27 protein-coding genes are annotated in these 16333 nt (G+C 33.5%); 24 read left to right on the top strand and 3 right to left on the bottom strand.

Features of this window, described 5'->3' with window-relative positions:
• The first annotated feature begins 116 nt into the window (after positions 1 to 116).
• The 21 genes from ACIFQN_RS08700 to ACIFQN_RS08800 all read left to right on the top strand — a co-directional run bounded on the left by ACIFQN_RS08700 (position 117) and on the right by ACIFQN_RS08800 (position 12452).
• Positions 117 to 359, top strand: coding sequence for an AbrB/MazE/SpoVT family DNA-binding domain-containing protein (locus ACIFQN_RS08700; RefSeq protein WP_429832622.1), 243 nt, complete (start codon positions 117 to 119; stop codon positions 357 to 359).
• A gap of 16 nt (positions 360 to 375) precedes the next feature.
• Complete coding sequence (locus ACIFQN_RS08705) at positions 376 to 915, top strand: hypothetical protein (RefSeq protein ID WP_429832623.1); 540 nt, start codon at positions 376 to 378, stop codon at positions 913 to 915.
• 19 nt (positions 916 to 934) lie between these two features.
• Positions 935 to 1258, top strand: coding sequence for a hypothetical protein (locus tag ACIFQN_RS08710; protein WP_429832624.1), 324 nt, complete (start codon positions 935 to 937; stop codon positions 1256 to 1258).
• A gap of 28 nt (positions 1259 to 1286) precedes the next feature.
• On the top strand, positions 1287 to 1511 hold the full coding sequence (locus ACIFQN_RS08715; protein ID WP_429832625.1) for a hypothetical protein: 225 nt from the start codon (positions 1287 to 1289) through the stop codon (positions 1509 to 1511).
• 78 nt (positions 1512 to 1589) lie between these two features.
• Complete coding sequence (locus tag ACIFQN_RS08720; protein ID WP_429832626.1) at positions 1590 to 1763, top strand: hypothetical protein; 174 nt, start codon at positions 1590 to 1592, stop codon at positions 1761 to 1763.
• Between the two features lie 45 nt (positions 1764 to 1808).
• Positions 1809 to 2027 (top strand): hypothetical protein, encoded by a 219-nt coding sequence (locus tag ACIFQN_RS08725; protein WP_429832627.1) that lies wholly within the window; start codon positions 1809 to 1811, stop codon positions 2025 to 2027.
• A gap of 171 nt (positions 2028 to 2198) precedes the next feature.
• A complete protein-coding gene (locus tag ACIFQN_RS08730; protein WP_429832628.1) occupies positions 2199 to 2372 on the top strand; it encodes a hypothetical protein in 174 nt (57 codons plus the stop codon).
• 30 nt (positions 2373 to 2402) lie between these two features.
• Positions 2403 to 2681, top strand: coding sequence for a hypothetical protein (locus ACIFQN_RS08735; protein ID WP_429832629.1), 279 nt, complete (start codon positions 2403 to 2405; stop codon positions 2679 to 2681).
• 44 nt (positions 2682 to 2725) lie between these two features.
• Positions 2726 to 3055: a hypothetical protein gene (locus tag ACIFQN_RS08740; RefSeq protein ID WP_429832630.1), complete on the top strand. Its 330-nt coding sequence runs from the start codon at positions 2726 to 2728 to the stop codon at positions 3053 to 3055.
• Positions 3056 to 3080: 25 nt separating this feature from the next.
• Entirely contained in the window at positions 3081 to 3317 is a 237-nt protein-coding gene (locus ACIFQN_RS08745) for a hypothetical protein (RefSeq protein ID WP_429832631.1), read from the top strand.
• Between the two features lie 70 nt (positions 3318 to 3387).
• Complete coding sequence (locus ACIFQN_RS08750; RefSeq protein ID WP_429832632.1) at positions 3388 to 3810, top strand: hypothetical protein; 423 nt, start codon at positions 3388 to 3390, stop codon at positions 3808 to 3810.
• A gap of 57 nt (positions 3811 to 3867) precedes the next feature.
• Positions 3868 to 4443 (top strand): hypothetical protein, encoded by a 576-nt coding sequence (locus ACIFQN_RS08755; RefSeq protein WP_429832633.1) that lies wholly within the window; start codon positions 3868 to 3870, stop codon positions 4441 to 4443.
• Positions 4444 to 4455: 12 nt separating this feature from the next.
• On the top strand, positions 4456 to 4809 hold the full coding sequence (locus tag ACIFQN_RS08760) for a hypothetical protein (RefSeq protein WP_429832634.1): 354 nt from the start codon (positions 4456 to 4458) through the stop codon (positions 4807 to 4809).
• 334 nt (positions 4810 to 5143) lie between these two features.
• Positions 5144 to 5425, top strand: coding sequence for a hypothetical protein (locus ACIFQN_RS08765; RefSeq protein WP_429832635.1), 282 nt, complete (start codon positions 5144 to 5146; stop codon positions 5423 to 5425).
• Positions 5426 to 5475: 50 nt separating this feature from the next.
• Positions 5476 to 5643, top strand: coding sequence for a hypothetical protein (locus ACIFQN_RS08770; protein ID WP_429832636.1), 168 nt, complete (start codon positions 5476 to 5478; stop codon positions 5641 to 5643).
• A 155-nt stretch (positions 5644 to 5798) separates the two neighbouring features.
• Positions 5799 to 7223, top strand: coding sequence for a HAMP domain-containing methyl-accepting chemotaxis protein (locus tag ACIFQN_RS08775; RefSeq protein ID WP_429832637.1), 1425 nt, complete (start codon positions 5799 to 5801; stop codon positions 7221 to 7223).
• Positions 7224 to 7397: 174 nt separating this feature from the next.
• Positions 7398 to 8732, top strand: coding sequence for a helix-turn-helix domain-containing protein (locus tag ACIFQN_RS08780; RefSeq protein WP_429832638.1), 1335 nt, complete (start codon positions 7398 to 7400; stop codon positions 8730 to 8732).
• Between the two features lie 345 nt (positions 8733 to 9077).
• Positions 9078 to 9566: a hypothetical protein gene (locus tag ACIFQN_RS08785; RefSeq protein ID WP_429832639.1), complete on the top strand. Its 489-nt coding sequence runs from the start codon at positions 9078 to 9080 to the stop codon at positions 9564 to 9566.
• Positions 9567 to 9715: 149 nt separating this feature from the next.
• Positions 9716 to 9958: a hypothetical protein gene (locus ACIFQN_RS08790; protein ID WP_429832640.1), complete on the top strand. Its 243-nt coding sequence runs from the start codon at positions 9716 to 9718 to the stop codon at positions 9956 to 9958.
• A gap of 141 nt (positions 9959 to 10099) precedes the next feature.
• Positions 10100 to 11452, top strand: coding sequence for a DNA sulfur modification protein DndB (locus tag ACIFQN_RS08795; RefSeq protein WP_429832641.1), 1353 nt, complete (start codon positions 10100 to 10102; stop codon positions 11450 to 11452).
• Positions 11445 to 12452, top strand: a complete 1008-nt coding sequence (locus ACIFQN_RS08800) for a hypothetical protein (protein WP_429832642.1) — start codon at positions 11445 to 11447, stop codon at positions 12450 to 12452. Before ACIFQN_RS08795 ends, ACIFQN_RS08800 begins: the two co-directional genes overlap by 8 nt.
• Positions 12453 to 13008: 556 nt before the next feature.
• Here the strand turns inward: ACIFQN_RS08800 and ACIFQN_RS08805 are convergent.
• The 3 genes from ACIFQN_RS08805 to ACIFQN_RS08815 all read right to left on the bottom strand — a co-directional run bounded on the left by ACIFQN_RS08805 (position 13009) and on the right by ACIFQN_RS08815 (position 14821).
• A complete protein-coding gene (locus tag ACIFQN_RS08805) occupies positions 13009 to 14148 on the bottom strand; it encodes a cell division protein FtsZ (RefSeq protein ID WP_429832643.1) in 1140 nt (379 codons plus the stop codon).
• Positions 14149 to 14169: 21 nt separating this feature from the next.
• Entirely contained in the window at positions 14170 to 14463 is a 294-nt protein-coding gene (locus ACIFQN_RS08810) for a hypothetical protein (RefSeq protein ID WP_429832644.1), read from the bottom strand.
• A gap of 88 nt (positions 14464 to 14551) precedes the next feature.
• Complete coding sequence (locus ACIFQN_RS08815) at positions 14552 to 14821, bottom strand: helix-turn-helix domain-containing protein (protein ID WP_429832645.1); 270 nt, start codon at positions 14819 to 14821, stop codon at positions 14552 to 14554.
• A 173-nt stretch (positions 14822 to 14994) separates the two neighbouring features.
• Here ACIFQN_RS08815 and ACIFQN_RS08820 point away from each other — a divergent pair, with 173 nt between their 5' ends.
• From ACIFQN_RS08820 to ACIFQN_RS08830, 3 genes are read left to right on the top strand one after another with little or no spacing between them, the layout of a single operon-like run.
• Positions 14995 to 15675, top strand: coding sequence for a hypothetical protein (locus ACIFQN_RS08820; RefSeq protein WP_429832646.1), 681 nt, complete (start codon positions 14995 to 14997; stop codon positions 15673 to 15675).
• Positions 15668 to 16198 carry an accessory gene regulator ArgB-like protein gene (locus tag ACIFQN_RS08825; RefSeq protein ID WP_429832647.1) on the top strand — a complete coding sequence of 177 codons (531 nt, stop codon included), beginning with the start codon at positions 15668 to 15670 and terminating at the stop codon, positions 16196 to 16198. The genes ACIFQN_RS08820 and ACIFQN_RS08825 overlap by 8 nt, the downstream gene beginning before the upstream one ends.
• A complete protein-coding gene (locus ACIFQN_RS08830) occupies positions 16191 to 16322 on the top strand; it encodes a cyclic lactone autoinducer peptide (protein WP_429832648.1) in 132 nt (43 codons plus the stop codon). The genes ACIFQN_RS08825 and ACIFQN_RS08830 overlap by 8 nt, the downstream gene beginning before the upstream one ends.
• The last annotated feature ends 11 nt before the right edge of the window (positions 16323 to 16333 follow it).

A 16333-nucleotide genomic window follows, 5' to 3' on the forward strand; every position in this document is an offset into this window, starting at 1 on the left:
GGCCTATTTGACGTTCACGTTAAATGCATTAGGAATAGATGTACAATATGTAGAGGAAAATCACAAAAGTGAGGGTAAAAACTAGTTCAATAATACCACGAACAGGAGGAATTAGTATGAAAGCCACAGGTGTAGTAAGAAAAGTCGATGAATTAGGTCGAATTGTACTTCCAAAGGAACTCAGAGATATCTTTGATATTAAAGAAAAAGATCCGATGGAGATATATGTTGATGATGAAAAAATCATTTTGAAAAAGTATCAGCCTTCCTGTGTTTTCTGCGGTAATGCGAAAAATACTGTATATTTTAAAGGGAAACTGATTTGCTCTACATGTGTTAGTGAGTCAAAGCAGACTTAATCAAACGGTGATTTCAATGAAAAATTCTTTAGAGTGTTTTATAGGCAAGGTGCAATCTGGAAGTGGAAACTATAAATATCTCAATTTAACTGAGGAAGAATTGGTTGAAGTTGGTGGGATACGGAATGTTTACAACCTTGCCACAACATTTTTAGGTGGAAAAGTTTCTATTTGCGTATGTAGAAATAGGACATTTGAGTTTGTTCACTTAACAACACCTGACAATGTCACATCAATTAAGACTAACGGGCTTTTACCAATCAGCAGTGGCGTATATGCATTAGGAGAAGGACTCTACTTGGCAAACAATCAAGACCTGCACAGTTTTTCTAATTTGCAAATGTGGGCCACAAGTAACATTAGAAGCGATGAGTTGAGCCTTATATATGGAAGGTACGTTGGTCATTATCTGGAGTGTATTTACCCCTCAGACAAACAAGGATTCATTCTCGTCAATGATGTGATAGAACCCAAACATTTCACCAAAATTGTCGACTCAATTAGACTGGAAGACTTTTTGAATATTACAAGAGTAGATTTAATGATAAAAAGGTAATTTGAATAGGTGGGTGTATATGATTATCTATTTAGTATCAGGTGCAGTTGTTATTGATGAGTATCAAGAGAAGGTTGTTGTTTTAGAGGACATGGAAGAAAAGCCTAAGTCGTATGTTGGGAATGGAAAAAGGATAGATAAAAACAAAATTGGACTGATAGAGCAGGGCATGCATTATGATGAATATAGAATTGCTTTATTAGATAAAGAAAGCATACAAGACGCTAGAGAAAAAATAAAGAAAATGGTTTTAAAGTATCATCAAGGTCAGTTAGAAAATTACCAAAAAAGTGTAAAAGCAGTAATAAATCATGATCTAACTTCTGAGATTAAGTTCCGTTAAAACAGCGATTTGATAGGAGAGTGATTTTATGCAGCTTACAAATGCGGAGGCAATAAAAGCAGTTAACAGCGGCAAAACGGTAAAGAACGACACTTCTGATGGTTATGTGGCTATTAGAAGAAAAACAAAAGGCGTTTATGAAATCAAAGTCTTTACAAATGGAGTTGCCGAACCAACAGTGATGAATGGTAACGTACAAAGTCTTATGAAGACCTTGAATAGATATGAGTCTGGATGGCAGTTGAACACTTAGAATAAAATATCGTTTTAATGGGAGCGAATGTTGCAATGAATGTGTTTATGGTAAAAGTAACAATGAAGGACACTTTACTTGTCTGGTTACATATGGACTGACGGTAAAAAGCCAAGTTGGTTAGATTGTTATGTAGAAGTAAAAGCGGAAACTTTACGTGAAGCGGTAGAGTTAGTTGAAGAAAAATACGGTGACAAGAATAAATATTGGATTAAAGGAAAAGAGAGTTATATGAAACTTGAGTTAAATTGAAATTACATTTAAATTGGCATTTGATAGGAAAAGGAGGGAGTAGAAATGGGAGTGTATTCAAAACATGAATTGAAACAACTTAGCTCAGAATCATGGGAAAAGATGATTGAGCACCATAAGAATGATCTACAGAAATATTACATGAAGTCGGAATATCCTAACAGAAAACGTGATATCGAAGAAACAATTGAAAACATTCATATCTTGATGACTGTACAAGATGAAGAAAAAGAACGTCTTGAGAGAATGGATGTTAAATACTAAAGCAATCATTAACTGGAGGCAGCTCTTATATGAAACCATCAATGTGGTGTGTTAAATGCGAGTGCTGGACTAAAGATTATAGTAAGACTGGTGAACATGCATGTGGTGTAGAGGTTGTAACATCAAGTTTAAACTCTGGCTTCCCTGATACTGAATATGAAGGAAAGGCTGTTGAATGAGTTGGAGATTGGAACAAAAATTGAAGTTGTAAACTCAGAACACTTGTACTTTTTAAAGCGTGGAGAAATCATTAGCAAAGTAGATAGCATTTATCAAGTAAGGTTAGATGGTGTAGAACGAATTGTGATGCTAAAGGAACAAGATATGATTAGAGTAATTAGATGAAATGGGGATTTCATTAAGGAGTTGATTAAGGTGCAAAGCTACAAGGTTCTCATTGAATTTTATAGCCCTGATAAGTTTCAACCTACATACGAAGTTATTGGATACATTTCTAAGCAAATGTCGTTTGTCTTCAATGATAAGAGATCTGACTTAACCATATTAAAAGAAATGTACAGCAGAACAACTGATAATCAATATGTAGTAGAACTTGTAGTGACTGGTTCAGGAGACCTAAAAATTGCTGAAAATGAGGTATTTAGTATATTAAGGCATTACAATCTCAATTTACAAGTGGAAGTGCTCAAATAGTTTATTATGATGAAATGTTAATTTGATTAGAAAGGGTTGAAAGTGTGAACATATATATTGTGAAAGGCAGAGCAGAAGTTGAGGGATATATTGAGCGTGTCGATGTGCTAGAGAACATGGAAGAGAAAGAGAAAACGTATGTTGGTAATGGCAAACGTATCAGTAAGGATAAGGTTGGAAATCTTGATGGAGGAATGATTATTGGTTCATTTGAGGTAGTATTATTAGATGAAGAAGATATACCAGTTGCACGAAAAATGATTAAAGATCGCATTGTTCTTGAAAAGACACTTGAGTATCAAAAACTTAAAACCACATTAGAAAAACTAAATAGTCACAACTTAGTTGAACCAATTCTGTTTAGAATAAAATGAGGGTTTTAACGAAAGAGGTGAGAGTATGCAAGTGCCAACAGAAATAAAGAATTCAATTATGAAAATGTCCAAATTGTACGCAGATGCCACAATATTAAATGAACAAGTTAGATCTTGGATGGAAGAAAACAACTGCTACAATGATACTGTTATCGATCAATTAATTGACAGGGTTGAGCAAGGAATTGGGGATGGAAAGGGTTTTGTAAAATTCCTTGAGAAATACAACAATAATGAAGGAAACGATGACAGCATTTATTAGACACAATGTGAGCTTTATTAGGTCTGAGTTTACTAATGTCTTTGAGAATAGACACTAAAGGGGTTATGTAATGTATTTACATATTATCTGGAATGACCTACTACAAGACAGTGAATCAATGGATATATTAAAGCAGCAATCATCTTTGTTTCAGACATTAGATGAGCATGAGATTGAAGAAGCTTTGGTTACCATCGGTTCAGATTTTATAGGAGAAGCTTACCCTCACTCGTTTGAAATCATTTCCACACATGAGTCAGTCGAGAAACTTAGAAAAGTCATTGAGAAAGATGGTACTTCAATTATTTATTCTGGAAATGGCTTGGAGTATAAAGAGCTACTCATTTCTATATATTTTGCAGTAACACATATGGCAAGTACAGAAGAGGTTTTAGTTTTCCTAAATGAATTGATAACAAAAATGAGCATCGTAAACCAAATTACAGCGAAGAAGTTACAACACCTAGCAGGACGTATTGAAAATGGGGAGTAATTCCAGCATCTATTCTATCAAGGAGCTTTATCGTATAATCACCAATGAGGTGATTTAATGTCTTTGACAGTAAAAATCAATATTAAAGACGATAAAGGTAAAGAAGCAGAATTAGAAATTAATGAAACAGATAATTTAAGCAAGTTGGTTATTATTCAAAATGTATTTAACCTATTTGGTATTGAGAAAGATATTTTGGAGCAGGTTAATGAGTTTGAAAAAATCGGTAAGGCTTATAGTAACTTCTTTGAAAAAATGAATAAAGAAGAGGCTGACATTGAAAATAAAGTCGTAAATCCAAGTGTAGATATCAAGGAACAGATGATTGAAGGATTGCAACAATCAGAGGAATTAAAACAAGTATATGAAACTGTAGATGATCAGCCAGAGTGGGTTAGGACTGGGATTAAATTAGATCCTGATGGTCGCAAAAGATATAGGTGTAGATATAGCTGTGTTATCTGTAATCACAAAGGAACTCATTACATTTTTGAGGGTTCTGCCGATATAAAATGCCATTCGTGTAGAATGGTTATGCCAGTATCTCCAGCGCACCCTGAAGGATTTCCTAATCAAGATACACACGGGAACTATTACAGGGCAGGAGAATATCATGATTGGAAGTTAACTTAGAAGGGGAACGTTATGGATAAAATCATTTCGATTTCATACAAGAGGTTCTTAGAGAAGTTTGCACAGGACTTTATTGACCAGTATATAGATGATGTTATTTCTACTTTTTCGAAGAGCGAGAGCATGACATTTAGGGAATATCTCAAAGATATAGATTTTAAGTATCGTGTTGAGGATGAAATGAAACACAATTTAATTGATATCGCTAAGGACTTAGGTTTGGATTATGTTGCTACATTAAGTTTAGAGTCTGACAAGGACTTTTTGAATAGAGTTTATACTGATTGCAGGGACATGGTTAAAAAGAAGGTATTCGATTACATTAGTGACACAATCTATTTTCAATTAGCAGATAGAATAAACTAATCATATACTGTTTTTATTGAAAAATGGGGGTAGCTGATTGAGGAAAAACGGAAGGTCATATTTAGAACTTATGGAGTTATCCAAAGACCCTCGCTATTGTGTGGTTGATACGGAGAATAGATTCATACACAAAGGAAGTACTGGACGTCTTGTAACAAAGAAGACAATGCTGAAGGTTCGAGAAGAATGTGAGCATAAAAATGAGTGTTTTGAATGTGTAAATGAGCAAGAGATCTTTTGTTTTAGAGCATGGCAACTAACGATAGGTAAAGGGATTAAGATGTGGTAAGTTTGAATGAAAGACTGGTTTTATCAGGAAAGGTGATTATTGAAAATGGAGTACCAAGGGTATACATTTGATTCGAAAAGAGTACTAATCAATAATGTGCAGAAGAGCTACACTACTAACTCAACTGATGGGGAATCGTTTACAAAGCATTATTTAATCCAAGCATCAACAACTGCTTCAATTTATAAAAAAGATGACTGCAACGAATATATGATAAGACTTGATGAGCCGATTATATCATTAAATGAAGACTTAGCACCATTCAGTAGCAAGTTACATAGAATTTTTGCTACTGAAGAAGAAATAGATATGTGGAAGGTGCAATAACACTAGCGGAAAAAACAAAGATTAATTCGATTATGAGGGGGTGATATCAAATGCTAAAAGCTGTAGAAAGTGATAAGTTTACTTGTGATCCGTCTTTTTATAAACACATGATGATTGTATTGCATAAAGAAGATGCAAATTCCCGTCTGCACATTAATGCTTCCGATATTGACGAGCTAATTCAATTGTTGACCAAAGCAAAACAGAAATTTCGCTAAAATGAACATTTCATAAGAATATAATAAATAAAATTAAACAATTAACTTAGTTCAGAAATAAAAGATGGAGAATTTACATATATTTAATGTTTGAAAAATTGCAAAGTGTGGAACTTAATTGATACACCCACACATCACGAGGAGGATTATCACTAATGACTATTCGTAAAAAGGTTGTTGCTGGATTTATTTTAGTATTGGCTTTGCTGTTGGTGACTTCAATTGTTTCTGTGTTTCAAATGTCAAGAATGGGAGAGAAAATTAATGACATCAATGAAAACTGGATGCCTAGCGTAACAATCTTGGGAGGATTAAATGGAGAAACTACAGATGTTCCTCGCTTAATTGCTAGGATTGGACTTGAATCTGATCAAAAAGAAATAGATAAGTTAGAAAATGACTTAAATGCAATCCTCAAAAGCGTAGAACAAAAAAGAAAAAGCTATGAACTTCTGCTTTCTTCAGATCAAGAGAAACAATTATACACAGACTTTTCAATAAATTGGGATTCGTACACAAAAATGATACCAAATGTACTAAGTGTAGCAAAAGGTAGTGATTCATCAAAAACAACAAAGGAAATAAAAGCTATATTTCCAAAATGGCAAGAAGCTAAGGATATTCTTAATGAATTGATTAAAATGAATGAAAAAGGCTCTAACGAAGTATCATCTGATTCCGTTAGTATTTATCAATCCAGTTTTTTTATGATCCTAATAATTAGTATATTAGCGATAGCGATAGGAATCATAATTACATTCATGATATTTCGGGATATTAAGAAGGTAGCATCCGAAATTCAAAAATCAGCAGAAACAGTAGCAGGATCATCAGAGGAGATGGCAGTTACAATAGAACAAGTTGCAACAGGGAATCAACAGCAAGCAATTTCTGTTAGTGGTATCTCGGACATGATGGTACAAATGAGTAGTGCAATTAACGAAGTTGCAGTTAACGTAGAGCAAACAAGTGAGTTTGTTAATAAAACTGTTGAAGTCTCTTCTAATGGTGGGCAGGTGATGTTAGAAGCTATAGAAGGAATGAGGGAAATAACAGGAAAAACAAATGAGATGTATGCAAACTCAAAAAAAATTCATAACATCATTGGTACAATCCAAGAAATTGCTAATCAAACCAATTTACTTGCGCTTAACGCATCCATAGAAGCAGCTAGAGCTGGCGAACACGGAAGGGGATTTGCTGTTGTTGCAAATGAAGTTGGCAAGTTAGCAAAACAAAGTGGGGATGCAACAAAAGAAATCACTGCTTTAATAAGTTCAATGCAAAGCAGCACTGTCGAAACTGTTGAAACTGTCAGTAACGGGAATGATCTGATTTCTAAAGCACAAAATGCATTTGATGAGATCACTCGTCTAATTAAAGAATCATCAACAAAAGTAGCAGAGGTTGCAGCAAGTTGTGAGGAGCAAAATGCACAGGTATTGGATATAGTAGATGCGACACAAAATATCGCAGCAATCACACAAGAATCATCAGCAAGTGCAGAAGAAACAGCTTCATCTGTACAAGAACTAGCAGGAATGGCTGAAAACCTAAATCATCTTGTTTTAAAGTTCTAGCACAAAATTCTACGGACAAGTTATTTTTATAATTCATGTAGTAATTTGTCCGTAGAGTATATGGAATCGAAATTTGATAGAAAATATTAAATAAAAATATTGAATAAAATAAAACATCGTGATATTATAAAGGTATAGCAAGAAATGGTAGAAATGAAAGGAGGAAGGATAAAAATGTTGCGCCTTATGATCCCACATGATTTCGATTATTCTTCTGCTAATTTGAGGGACAAAATTCAATATTGGTTACATAAGAAAAATTGGAAGCATGCGAAGTTAGCTTTAGCTATGGGAGTAGGGCGAAATGCGATTAGTCAGTTAATGAATGGTTCAAGACAGTTCACACTCAAACAAATCCAAATGATTGCAGACTTGTTGGGGATAGATAAAGTAGAACTATATGGTGATTTTATCGCAGAATGCTTTGACATCAAAGGCAGATCTATTCCAGTTAAAACAACAGAGTTTATAAAAGAGTTACTAAGTAACGACGACATGAATACCTTTAATCAATTATTTGATCATCTAACGGAAGAAGAAACTAAAAATATTGGACTGATATTTAATGTTGCTGAATCTATGTACAATGAAAAATTGTACAGGCAGTCCATTTATTTATATCAAAGGACAGCAAGTGTAGTCAGCAACAGACTTGACCCAATGTTATCAATTAGTTATTTTCGTCAGTTCATGGCTGCAAGAAAACTCATGTCTGAAGACAATGTTGGAGTTAAAAAATGTAAAGCATTGCTGATTGTATTACAGGATTATTTAGAGTTATTACCAACAAATGAAAAGGCAGAAGCATTAATTGAAGTTGTTGTGTTCTACTGTCTTATAGAAGACTATCAAAACACACTTCGTTATGCAGATAGACTTATCCAGTTTGCCACAGATTTAATCAAAAATATTCGTAGTAATAAACAGGATATATCTTACTTGAAAACATTGATAAGCGAAGCAAAGATGTATAAAGGTTTTGCTTTTAAAGGCCTTGGGAAATATGATGAAGCAACTATTATGATTGACTCTTATGCTAATCATAATGAGAATTTCAATAAGTATGCTATTGGAAATATGCACTTAATTGAGATTCTAAAAGGTAAATGGAATCATGTAGATTTATATTTAGAGCAGACGTCAAACGACAAGAAATATGCTGTCGTTCTCCCAGTGCTATTGGAAGCGAGTGTTAAAAACGGAGACTATGATAAAGTAAGTGATTTTCTAAATAAAAATAACAACTGTTTAGATGATATTAATAATGATTATACATCTCTCGGTTTGAAAGATAAATTGCTCACAGCTCAATACATGGCTGAATTCTGCTTCCACAAAAATGACTTTACAGAAGCTATTGATTATTTGCTGTCTGCAATAGAATTGGCAAACAGGCTGCAAAATGAAAATAGATTGAAAAAATGTTGGCTTACTTTTACAAATAACGCATCACATGCAACCAAAGAACAATTAAATAGATTTAATAATGTGGTACAAATTGAAATGTAGAGGTGAAAATTATGAAGTTCATTTTTGATACAAGTTAAATTAAATAAGCTGCGGTCTTTGAAAGGAGGTGAAATACATGAAAAAGACCGTAGTTGCAATTGTTACTTTTGCTGTTTTGGTTGTTGGTTTTGTTGCGTATAATGTAGTTACTACAAATGAAGTTTCAGCAAATGATGGACAAAGAGGTTAATGAGTGGAAATTAAAAAAGAAGGGTCTCCCTTCTTTTTTTTGAGTTCAAAATGTCGAAAAATGCGATATGTTCACGGGTTATTATGCTTTTCAAAAAACTCGTGAACATATGGTAAGATTAAATTGTAAAAATAAAGAGCAAGGGGCGTTTTGTTATGAGTAACTTAAATCAAAAGCTCACCAGATCTATAGAAATGATAGAACTAGCAACCAAAAAGATGCATGAAAAGAAAACTGGTAGAAAAGTTGAGGTAAGCACTAGAGCTTTAGCCAATGGAACTATTAAGGTGATGGTTGCAACACATGATATCGGTACTGATGACAAAACAAGTGCTGTCATGGCAGCACAGTACATGTTATGTGATATGTATATCAATGATGTTCTGATACAATACAACCTATCCAATCGAAAACTCAATGTTAATACCTTTTCCTTAGACTGGACTGAAGCTCATGAGAGCAATGGTACGTACTCGGTCTTAGGTGAGTTGGTCATAGGTGTTAGTGTCGAGTTGTACAAGCCGTATCATGAGCTGACAAGCTATCAAGGGGATGTAATTACATTCCTTACAACAAGTGATGAGTATATTTCATTAGAGTGTGTGGAGTGCGATATTACTTGGCATCAGGCCAGAGTTGCATAAAACATTAGGGTATATAAATTAAAATAAAAAAATCAGAAAGGTTATTGTAAATAAAAATATTATGTAGTATGATTTGTATCAAGGGAACAATATAAATTAATAAGCCCTTGTAAGAAGGGACGTGAGGAAATAAGGAGGTACATAATACTATGAACTTAATTAAATCAATTGAGGGAAATGTGATTATGGCAGAATTTCAGAAAGTAGATCCTGCTGTTATTTTAGATAAAGATTGCTTAGAAATCTTTTATGAGACAATTGAAGAAATGGAAAAGCAAAGTAGGGTTACAATTAAAGAATGGAATAGCTTGGTGAGTTATATTATACAATTAAGCTCACAATTTAAAGAGCAAAAAGAACAACATAACCACTATTTAAGTCTAATAAATTAAAAAAATCTAAAAGCCATGCATTAAGCATGGTTTTTGCGTTATCAGTGCAAAAGTAGGTGTAATTAGTTATAAATATAGTGTATAATGAGAATACTGGTATAATAAGAAATGTAAATTGAATATGGTGGAGGAGTTGACTTTATGCCTCTTATTGAGCGTTCAAAAATTGAAGAAAAATTATCAGAAGTAATTAAAAGTATAAGCAATGATCGAAAACTAATTAATAAATTAAAAAAAGGACTATCAGAACACGGTATTGAAGCAGGGGATACGCAATATATCATTACAGGAAGGATTCCCCTTAGTGAATTATCAATCAGTGTTTTGTGCTTAATCACATCTAAACTTTTTAACGAGACCGAGCTTGAGGCAGCAAATCCTGAGAACTACTTTACACAACAAGAAATTAAACAATGCCAATCGTTCGAAGTGTTGGTTGGTGAAGACAAAATTTCATTACCTTACACATTATCAAATGTAACTTTTGTTAGAGATGCAAATTATTCTACTACTATTTCAGCCCAAGAAATTAAGAAGTTGATGGATTCAAATTTATTAACATACAATTTTGAAACCCAAAGGGAAGCTCGTGTTGAGAAAGATAAAGATGATCAAATAGTTCTTAAACCTAAAACTAATCCGAAAAGTGTTTCTGAGATTGCAGATCTTCTTAAAACTGGTGACTTAGAGACAACTACTATCACATTCAATGCTTTGGTTAATACTTCAGATAGTGGCGAGGAACTTGTCTTTAATCATAAAAATAAGTCGTTGACCATCACAAAAGGAACTCAATTGAATATTCTTGATGGGTATCATCGTATCTCTGGTATTGTTAAAGCTTTAACAGAGGATGAAACTCTAGATACTGTTTTTGACCTTAAAATACTCAATTATAGCACTCGAAGAGCCATTAAATACTTCAATCAAATTAATAAAGTAAATCCAATTTCTGAATCTAGACTGAAAGAAACAAATTTGAGTAGCATGGCAACGGTAACCTTTGAAGAACTGAAGGACAAGTGTGAATTCTTAAATGGTAAGATTTCTTCTTCAGAAAAGATCTTTACTTCAGCAGACCATCTTGTTAGTTCTAAAGTGTTAATTGATGCGATTGATGAGCACTTTAATCCATCTAATCGCATAGAGGCTTTGCAAACTGGACAATACCTTTCTAAGTTTTTTGATGTTTTGTTCATGTCTTATTCTGAAGCCTTTGTTTCTAATATTGGAGAGGTTAGAAAGGTATCAATCATTAACGCTAACTTTATGTTTGATGGTTATATTTTATTAGCTAAGAAAATGCAGGAGTTGGGTTTGAGCATAAGTGATGTAAAAGAGATATTAGACAGAGTTAACTTTGAAAGACAAAATATAATTTGGAAGCAGCTCGGAGTATTGGATGAAGCAGGTAATATCACAACTAATCCAAAAAGAAAAATAAGGACTTTAATAAATGATTTGGTTTCTAGAGAGGTGAATTCAAATGTCTAACGCTTATCTAAATGAGATTGATATTTACAATGAGAAACTTAAAGAAGAATTTATTTCAAAGTATCCTGATCAAACACATAGTATCTATAGAAGGGTATTTTATTATAGTGCTGCTGTGGAAGAGATGCATGGTGCTGACCTGTATGAGTTCAATCTTAAGCAAATAGGGGAAGTACTTAAGTCAATGAACCCATCTTCTCTTGCATCTGTTAAAAGTGGAGTGTCAATTATTAAAGCATATATTGATTGGGCTATTCACCGAAGGTCTAATAATCTTAACCCCCTAGATGTTGTTGATGTGGAATGGGAAAGACAGTTTGTAGATACAACTAAAAAACTATTCTTCTCAAAAGATGAGATAGATGATATTATTTCTAACTGTAAAAATGCACAGGACTCAGTGATCATATCATTGTTGTTTTATGGTGTTGGAGGAAAAGAAGTCTCTGAGCTGAGAAATCTTAGATATAAAGATGTTAATTTTGAAGATAAACTTGTCACTTTAACTAATGAAAATGGAGAACAAAGACAGGTTAAAGTACCAGACCAAACACTTCAATTATTACAAGAAGCAGCGAAACAATTAGAGTATTATAAGCGCAATGGTCATATTGCTCCTAACTCTAGAAACACGAAAGGAACAAGCAAGTTAATTGAAACTGGATATTTGATTAAACCAGCTAACACCAAGAATGTTCATTTATCACAGGTCAACACTCACGTTGTTTATGGACGTTTGTCTACAATTAGTGAATTGTTTGAGATAGAGAACTTTACGGTAAAGAATATACAACGCAGTGGCATGATTTATATGGCTAAACAAATCTTAGATCGTGATGGTAAATTTGAAGACAAAGAGCAGTACTTTGAGATTTGTGAGCAGTTTGGAGTAAATAAGACAGTAAACAACGGTTACGAAGTATACAGTTGGTTTGCTATGAAGGAGTACATTAATCTAGATATGATCAAACAGTTGTACAGAGAAAGCAGCCTGTCGTAATGGCAGACTGCTTTTTGTTTGATTTATTAAATACGAACATTTTAGGTAATGATGAATTAAAATGTTTTGTTTTAGTGCCTTTGCTATCGCTTGAATGGAAAAAATCACGGGGGTTAGACTTGCCTCAGTTCTGAATGGTATACTTAGAAGCGAACATTCCCATGGACTAATCAAAATGACTAGAAAGGTTGCATTAACATAACATAGCGAAAAAGTACCTTAGAATCATTATTTCTACACCTTTAAAATATCTAGCTCTCGTTCCTTATTTTTTCTTCATGAAGTCAAGTGGTTTTCGTATAAATGAAACACCTTTTGATTAAATGAAATAGAAATCATTATCTAACAAGTTTATAGATGATTTTATATCATTTTACATGATCATGCTTGTTCATGATTAAAAAAGAGCTACTTCGATTTTGGGTATTATCTTGATTTGAAAGTGATTCTGATACTGGCTTAACAGTGAACTATCAGAATTGAAACAAGGTATTTAATGAAAAAGAAATACAGAAGATAACAAAATGGGACACCATAAAAGGTGTCCCATTTTTGTTTACTTATTGAGTTTATATTTAGCAAGGATTTCTGCTGGTGATCGTTTTGGAGTTGATGATTTTGTAGGCATCCGAAGTTTGTCAGAGATCTTAGAAACTGAAGAAACATATTGGGTTTCTAATTGGCTAGTTAGAACGATTTCAATCTTATTTTTGTTCTGTTCAATGATTGTTTCAATGCGCTTAAGTCTGGTATTGATCCAAGGTAGTCCACTTAAGATAGTTATGATCTTATTGTTTGATTCATGATAATATCCTTCATACAAGCCAACAGGCATTCCACTGGTAAAAGGGGAGAAGATATGTGGATGGGAGATTAGTTCCGTAAATCGTTCTTCACCATCAAAAATTACTCCAGCACGAGTTACAAAATCAAATTCGATTGGAGCAAATATCGACCTGTCCCATTGGTCGTGAATTAGAGTAGAGATACCTTGCGTTGATAATTGAATGGACTGCTGCGACTCAGATGGTATGAAATTAATCTCACTGATATGTCCAATTCCTTTAGTCTGAAGAACTGTAAGTAAATCGCGTTCGTCAAAATTGCCATTTTTACTTGATTTGTCAATGTAAGACACAAGTGTTTTCAGGATGTGAATACCATTTGTATTAGTTATATCATATAGTTTATTTTTAGGTATGTTTGGGTTAAACCTTTTAACTTGTTGGTTATCAATTGGATATAAGGCAGTTTCTAAGCGAGATAACTCTTCAAATGTTGAGATGCAGTTTGTTTGTGCTGTGTCATCTTCAGTTTCATCAGGAATGATTGGGAAGCCCACAATAGTTTTCTCTGGCATTGCATTTTGCAACAAATCCATTAGCAGTGGGGCAATACCTGCGCCAGATCCACCTGAACTAGCAAAGAAGAAGGCGATTACTTTGATTTCAGGTAATGAAAACTTATCTTTAAGCCAATTTATTGTTTGGTCGTATTGGCGTACCAAGAGTTCAATAGCCAAATCTCGATTTTTGCCTACTCCTTCAGAACCATCTAACTGAAAGATGTCTTCGACATACTCTAAAGATTTCAAATCTCGTTCAGAGTAGTTAATGGCAACTGAATAAAATCCATGTTTCATTGCCTCGTCCGCAAAGTTCCCACCAGCGCCTCCACAACCAACAACACCTATCATATTCAATCATCTCCATTTATTTTATTTAATATTCGCTGCTTGTATTTCATTAACCATCCGATTTAATGCTGTAACACCATAATCAGTAAGGTAGTAAGCATACGCTCGCCCCTCACCAATAGACTCAATTAGACAAAGCGTTTCCAAACGAGAAATAACTTTTCTAAATATACCATCTGTGAACCCAGAGAATGACGTAATTTCTTGTTTGTTTTTTGCATTGAGTGCTATTGTGGCTGATTGATTAGAAAGGTAAGCAAGTATTTCAAGATCTTGTGCATTTAAGCGATTTACAATCTGATTAAAGTAGTCCAATAAATCACCTCCAATAATACAAGATAATGCAATAACACATATTCATGATAGTATTTTATAATTTTATTCAATATAAAACAAGACATATTTACTGTTTATAGTAAAATATGTCGTCTATATTGTACTTTCTATCCATTTTATAGTCTTTTGACAGCCGATTTAAAGTATTTAAAGCAGTTTGAAGAGTAACTAGGTCAATATGCTTGGCAGTTCCATTGCACCATGCGCCTACAGTCGCAGGACGTATTCCTGATTCGATAGAAAATTGATTCATTGAGATACGCATATCGCTTAAAGTAACTCCTAAGACAAAGACTATATTATTTGCATTTACATTGATTCGTTTAGAATTTATCATGATATAACTCCAGAATAGGGTGTATATATTTACCACAATTCTAAACGAAAATTTAGTTTGATCATACTACTCGCTGAGTAGTAAAATATAACGCAAAGCGTAATGCTTATTGAAGTACCTTCCTTTAATGGTACAATGGTCTCAGTTATCTGAACATTTTTGGAGGGGAAGGTATGGATACTGCCTTATTTTTTTTATTTTCAACAATTGAATACATGGTTATTTTCTATCTTTTAATCACACTGTTTAGGAGAAAGTTCATTGAGTACTTGGGTAGTAGTATCTACATCTCTATGGGACTTTCTTTACTATCATATGTTTTGCGTTTTGATTTAAATCTTGAAAACGTTGCAATAATAGTTCAGATGTTGTTCTTTATCTCTAGCATTTGCATCGTTTGGAAAGTTCAATGGTTTTATGCAGGGATAATGACGATAATTTCTTACTCAACTTATTTAGTAATTCAGGGTTTTTGTGTTTTGATTTTAAAAGTTACGGGAATTATAGAATTAGTGAGCTTTTTGGATAAGCAAAATCATTCAGTTACTTTAATCGGATATGTTTTACAGGGTGCCTCAGTGATTCTCTGTTTACTAATATGCCTTTTCATAAAGAAATTTGGTTATGGATGGTCTTTTGTACCAGATGGTGAAGGGGACGTTAAATACTCAGAGCCTACTAATAAAGCATTTTTATTAATCATGGTTTGTACAACAGCAGCGTTTGGTAGTATTGCGTATTTGTCAGGTATGGGAAATATTATCTTTTTCGTAGTAGTGTTGCTTCTTTCAGCAAGTGTGCTTGGTCTATTTTTTCACATAACAAATAAAAGAGAGCTGAAAGAAAATGATTGAATTGTCAGCACAAAAAATTGCAACTAAGATAAAAGAAATGAACCCAGAAGAAACAGCAAGTATTGAAGTAATGAAATTTTCTTTGATTATGATAATTTCCACTTTGGTTACTTTAACTACTTCGTTGTTCCTTGCGTTTCTTTTTGGAGTTCTATTTGAAACAATAACTGTTCTATTTACATTTGCGCTGCTTAGATTTTTCTCGGGTGGATTCCATTTTAAGAGTGCAGAACTTTGCATAACCGCCACTGTATTAGGCTCGGTAATTTTACCTTTAATATCGAAGTACACACATTTTTCTTGGTTGTTAACGATAATATCCATATTGCTGCTCTTGTTGTTTAGTCCACGAGGTAAGAATCAATCTCGTATATTTGAAAAGAAACATTTTCCTTTACTCAAAATTATTTCGATAGTGATTGTCGGAGCAAACTTTTTGATTGGATCAGAATTATTGGCACTTACTTTCTTTATACAGTCAATTACTTTGTTATTTGTGAAAGGAGGTGAATACAATGTTTAATTCGAAAAAAATTGCTTTTCTGGCCTCTTCAGCCTTGTCAGTGTTGGCTACAGTAATCGTTTCCCCCTATTCTGCTGGCTGGGTTCATCAGCCTGAAATACCAAAAGAATTATTAAAGAAGTAGTCATAGCCCTG

Source organism: Brevibacillus sp. NRS-1366 (assembly GCF_050467985.1).

Bases quoted from the DNA above. Each gene is read 5' to 3' on its own strand.
- ACIFQN_RS08700 (WP_429832622.1), top strand. From the start codon at position 117: ATGAAAGCCACAGGTGTAGTAAGAAAAGTCGATGAATTAGGTCGAATT.
- ACIFQN_RS08790 (WP_429832640.1), top strand. From the start codon at position 9,716: ATGAACTTAATTAAATCAATTGAGGGAAATGTGATTATGGCAGAATTT.
- ACIFQN_RS08770 (WP_429832636.1), top strand. From the start codon at position 5,476: ATGCTAAAAGCTGTAGAAAGTGATAAGTTTACTTGTGATCCGTCTTTT.
- ACIFQN_RS08775 (WP_429832637.1), top strand. From the start codon at position 5,799: ATGACTATTCGTAAAAAGGTTGTTGCTGGATTTATTTTAGTATTGGCT.
- ACIFQN_RS08805 (WP_429832643.1), bottom strand. From the start codon at position 14,148: ATGATAGGTGTTGTTGGTTGTGGAGGCGCTGGTGGGAACTTTGCGGAC.
- ACIFQN_RS08755 (WP_429832633.1), top strand. From the start codon at position 3,868: ATGTCTTTGACAGTAAAAATCAATATTAAAGACGATAAAGGTAAAGAA.
- ACIFQN_RS08710 (WP_429832624.1), top strand. From the start codon at position 935: ATGATTATCTATTTAGTATCAGGTGCAGTTGTTATTGATGAGTATCAA.
- ACIFQN_RS08785 (WP_429832639.1), top strand. From the start codon at position 9,078: ATGAGTAACTTAAATCAAAAGCTCACCAGATCTATAGAAATGATAGAA.
- ACIFQN_RS08825 (WP_429832647.1), top strand. From the start codon at position 15,668: ATGATTGAATTGTCAGCACAAAAAATTGCAACTAAGATAAAAGAAATG.
- ACIFQN_RS08815 (WP_429832645.1), bottom strand. From the start codon at position 14,821: ATGATAAATTCTAAACGAATCAATGTAAATGCAAATAATATAGTCTTT.
- ACIFQN_RS08780 (WP_429832638.1), top strand. From the start codon at position 7,398: ATGTTGCGCCTTATGATCCCACATGATTTCGATTATTCTTCTGCTAAT.
- ACIFQN_RS08820 (WP_429832646.1), top strand. From the start codon at position 14,995: ATGGATACTGCCTTATTTTTTTTATTTTCAACAATTGAATACATGGTT.
- ACIFQN_RS08715 (WP_429832625.1), top strand. From the start codon at position 1,287: ATGCAGCTTACAAATGCGGAGGCAATAAAAGCAGTTAACAGCGGCAAA.
- ACIFQN_RS08750 (WP_429832632.1), top strand. From the start codon at position 3,388: ATGTATTTACATATTATCTGGAATGACCTACTACAAGACAGTGAATCA.
- ACIFQN_RS08745 (WP_429832631.1), top strand. From the start codon at position 3,081: ATGCAAGTGCCAACAGAAATAAAGAATTCAATTATGAAAATGTCCAAA.
- ACIFQN_RS08725 (WP_429832627.1), top strand. From the start codon at position 1,809: ATGGGAGTGTATTCAAAACATGAATTGAAACAACTTAGCTCAGAATCA.
- ACIFQN_RS08705 (WP_429832623.1), top strand. From the start codon at position 376: ATGAAAAATTCTTTAGAGTGTTTTATAGGCAAGGTGCAATCTGGAAGT.
- ACIFQN_RS08795 (WP_429832641.1), top strand. From the start codon at position 10,100: ATGCCTCTTATTGAGCGTTCAAAAATTGAAGAAAAATTATCAGAAGTA.
- ACIFQN_RS08765 (WP_429832635.1), top strand. From the start codon at position 5,144: ATGGAGTACCAAGGGTATACATTTGATTCGAAAAGAGTACTAATCAAT.
- ACIFQN_RS08760 (WP_429832634.1), top strand. From the start codon at position 4,456: ATGGATAAAATCATTTCGATTTCATACAAGAGGTTCTTAGAGAAGTTT.
- ACIFQN_RS08800 (WP_429832642.1), top strand. From the start codon at position 11,445: ATGTCTAACGCTTATCTAAATGAGATTGATATTTACAATGAGAAACTT.
- ACIFQN_RS08830 (WP_429832648.1), top strand. From the start codon at position 16,191: ATGTTTAATTCGAAAAAAATTGCTTTTCTGGCCTCTTCAGCCTTGTCA.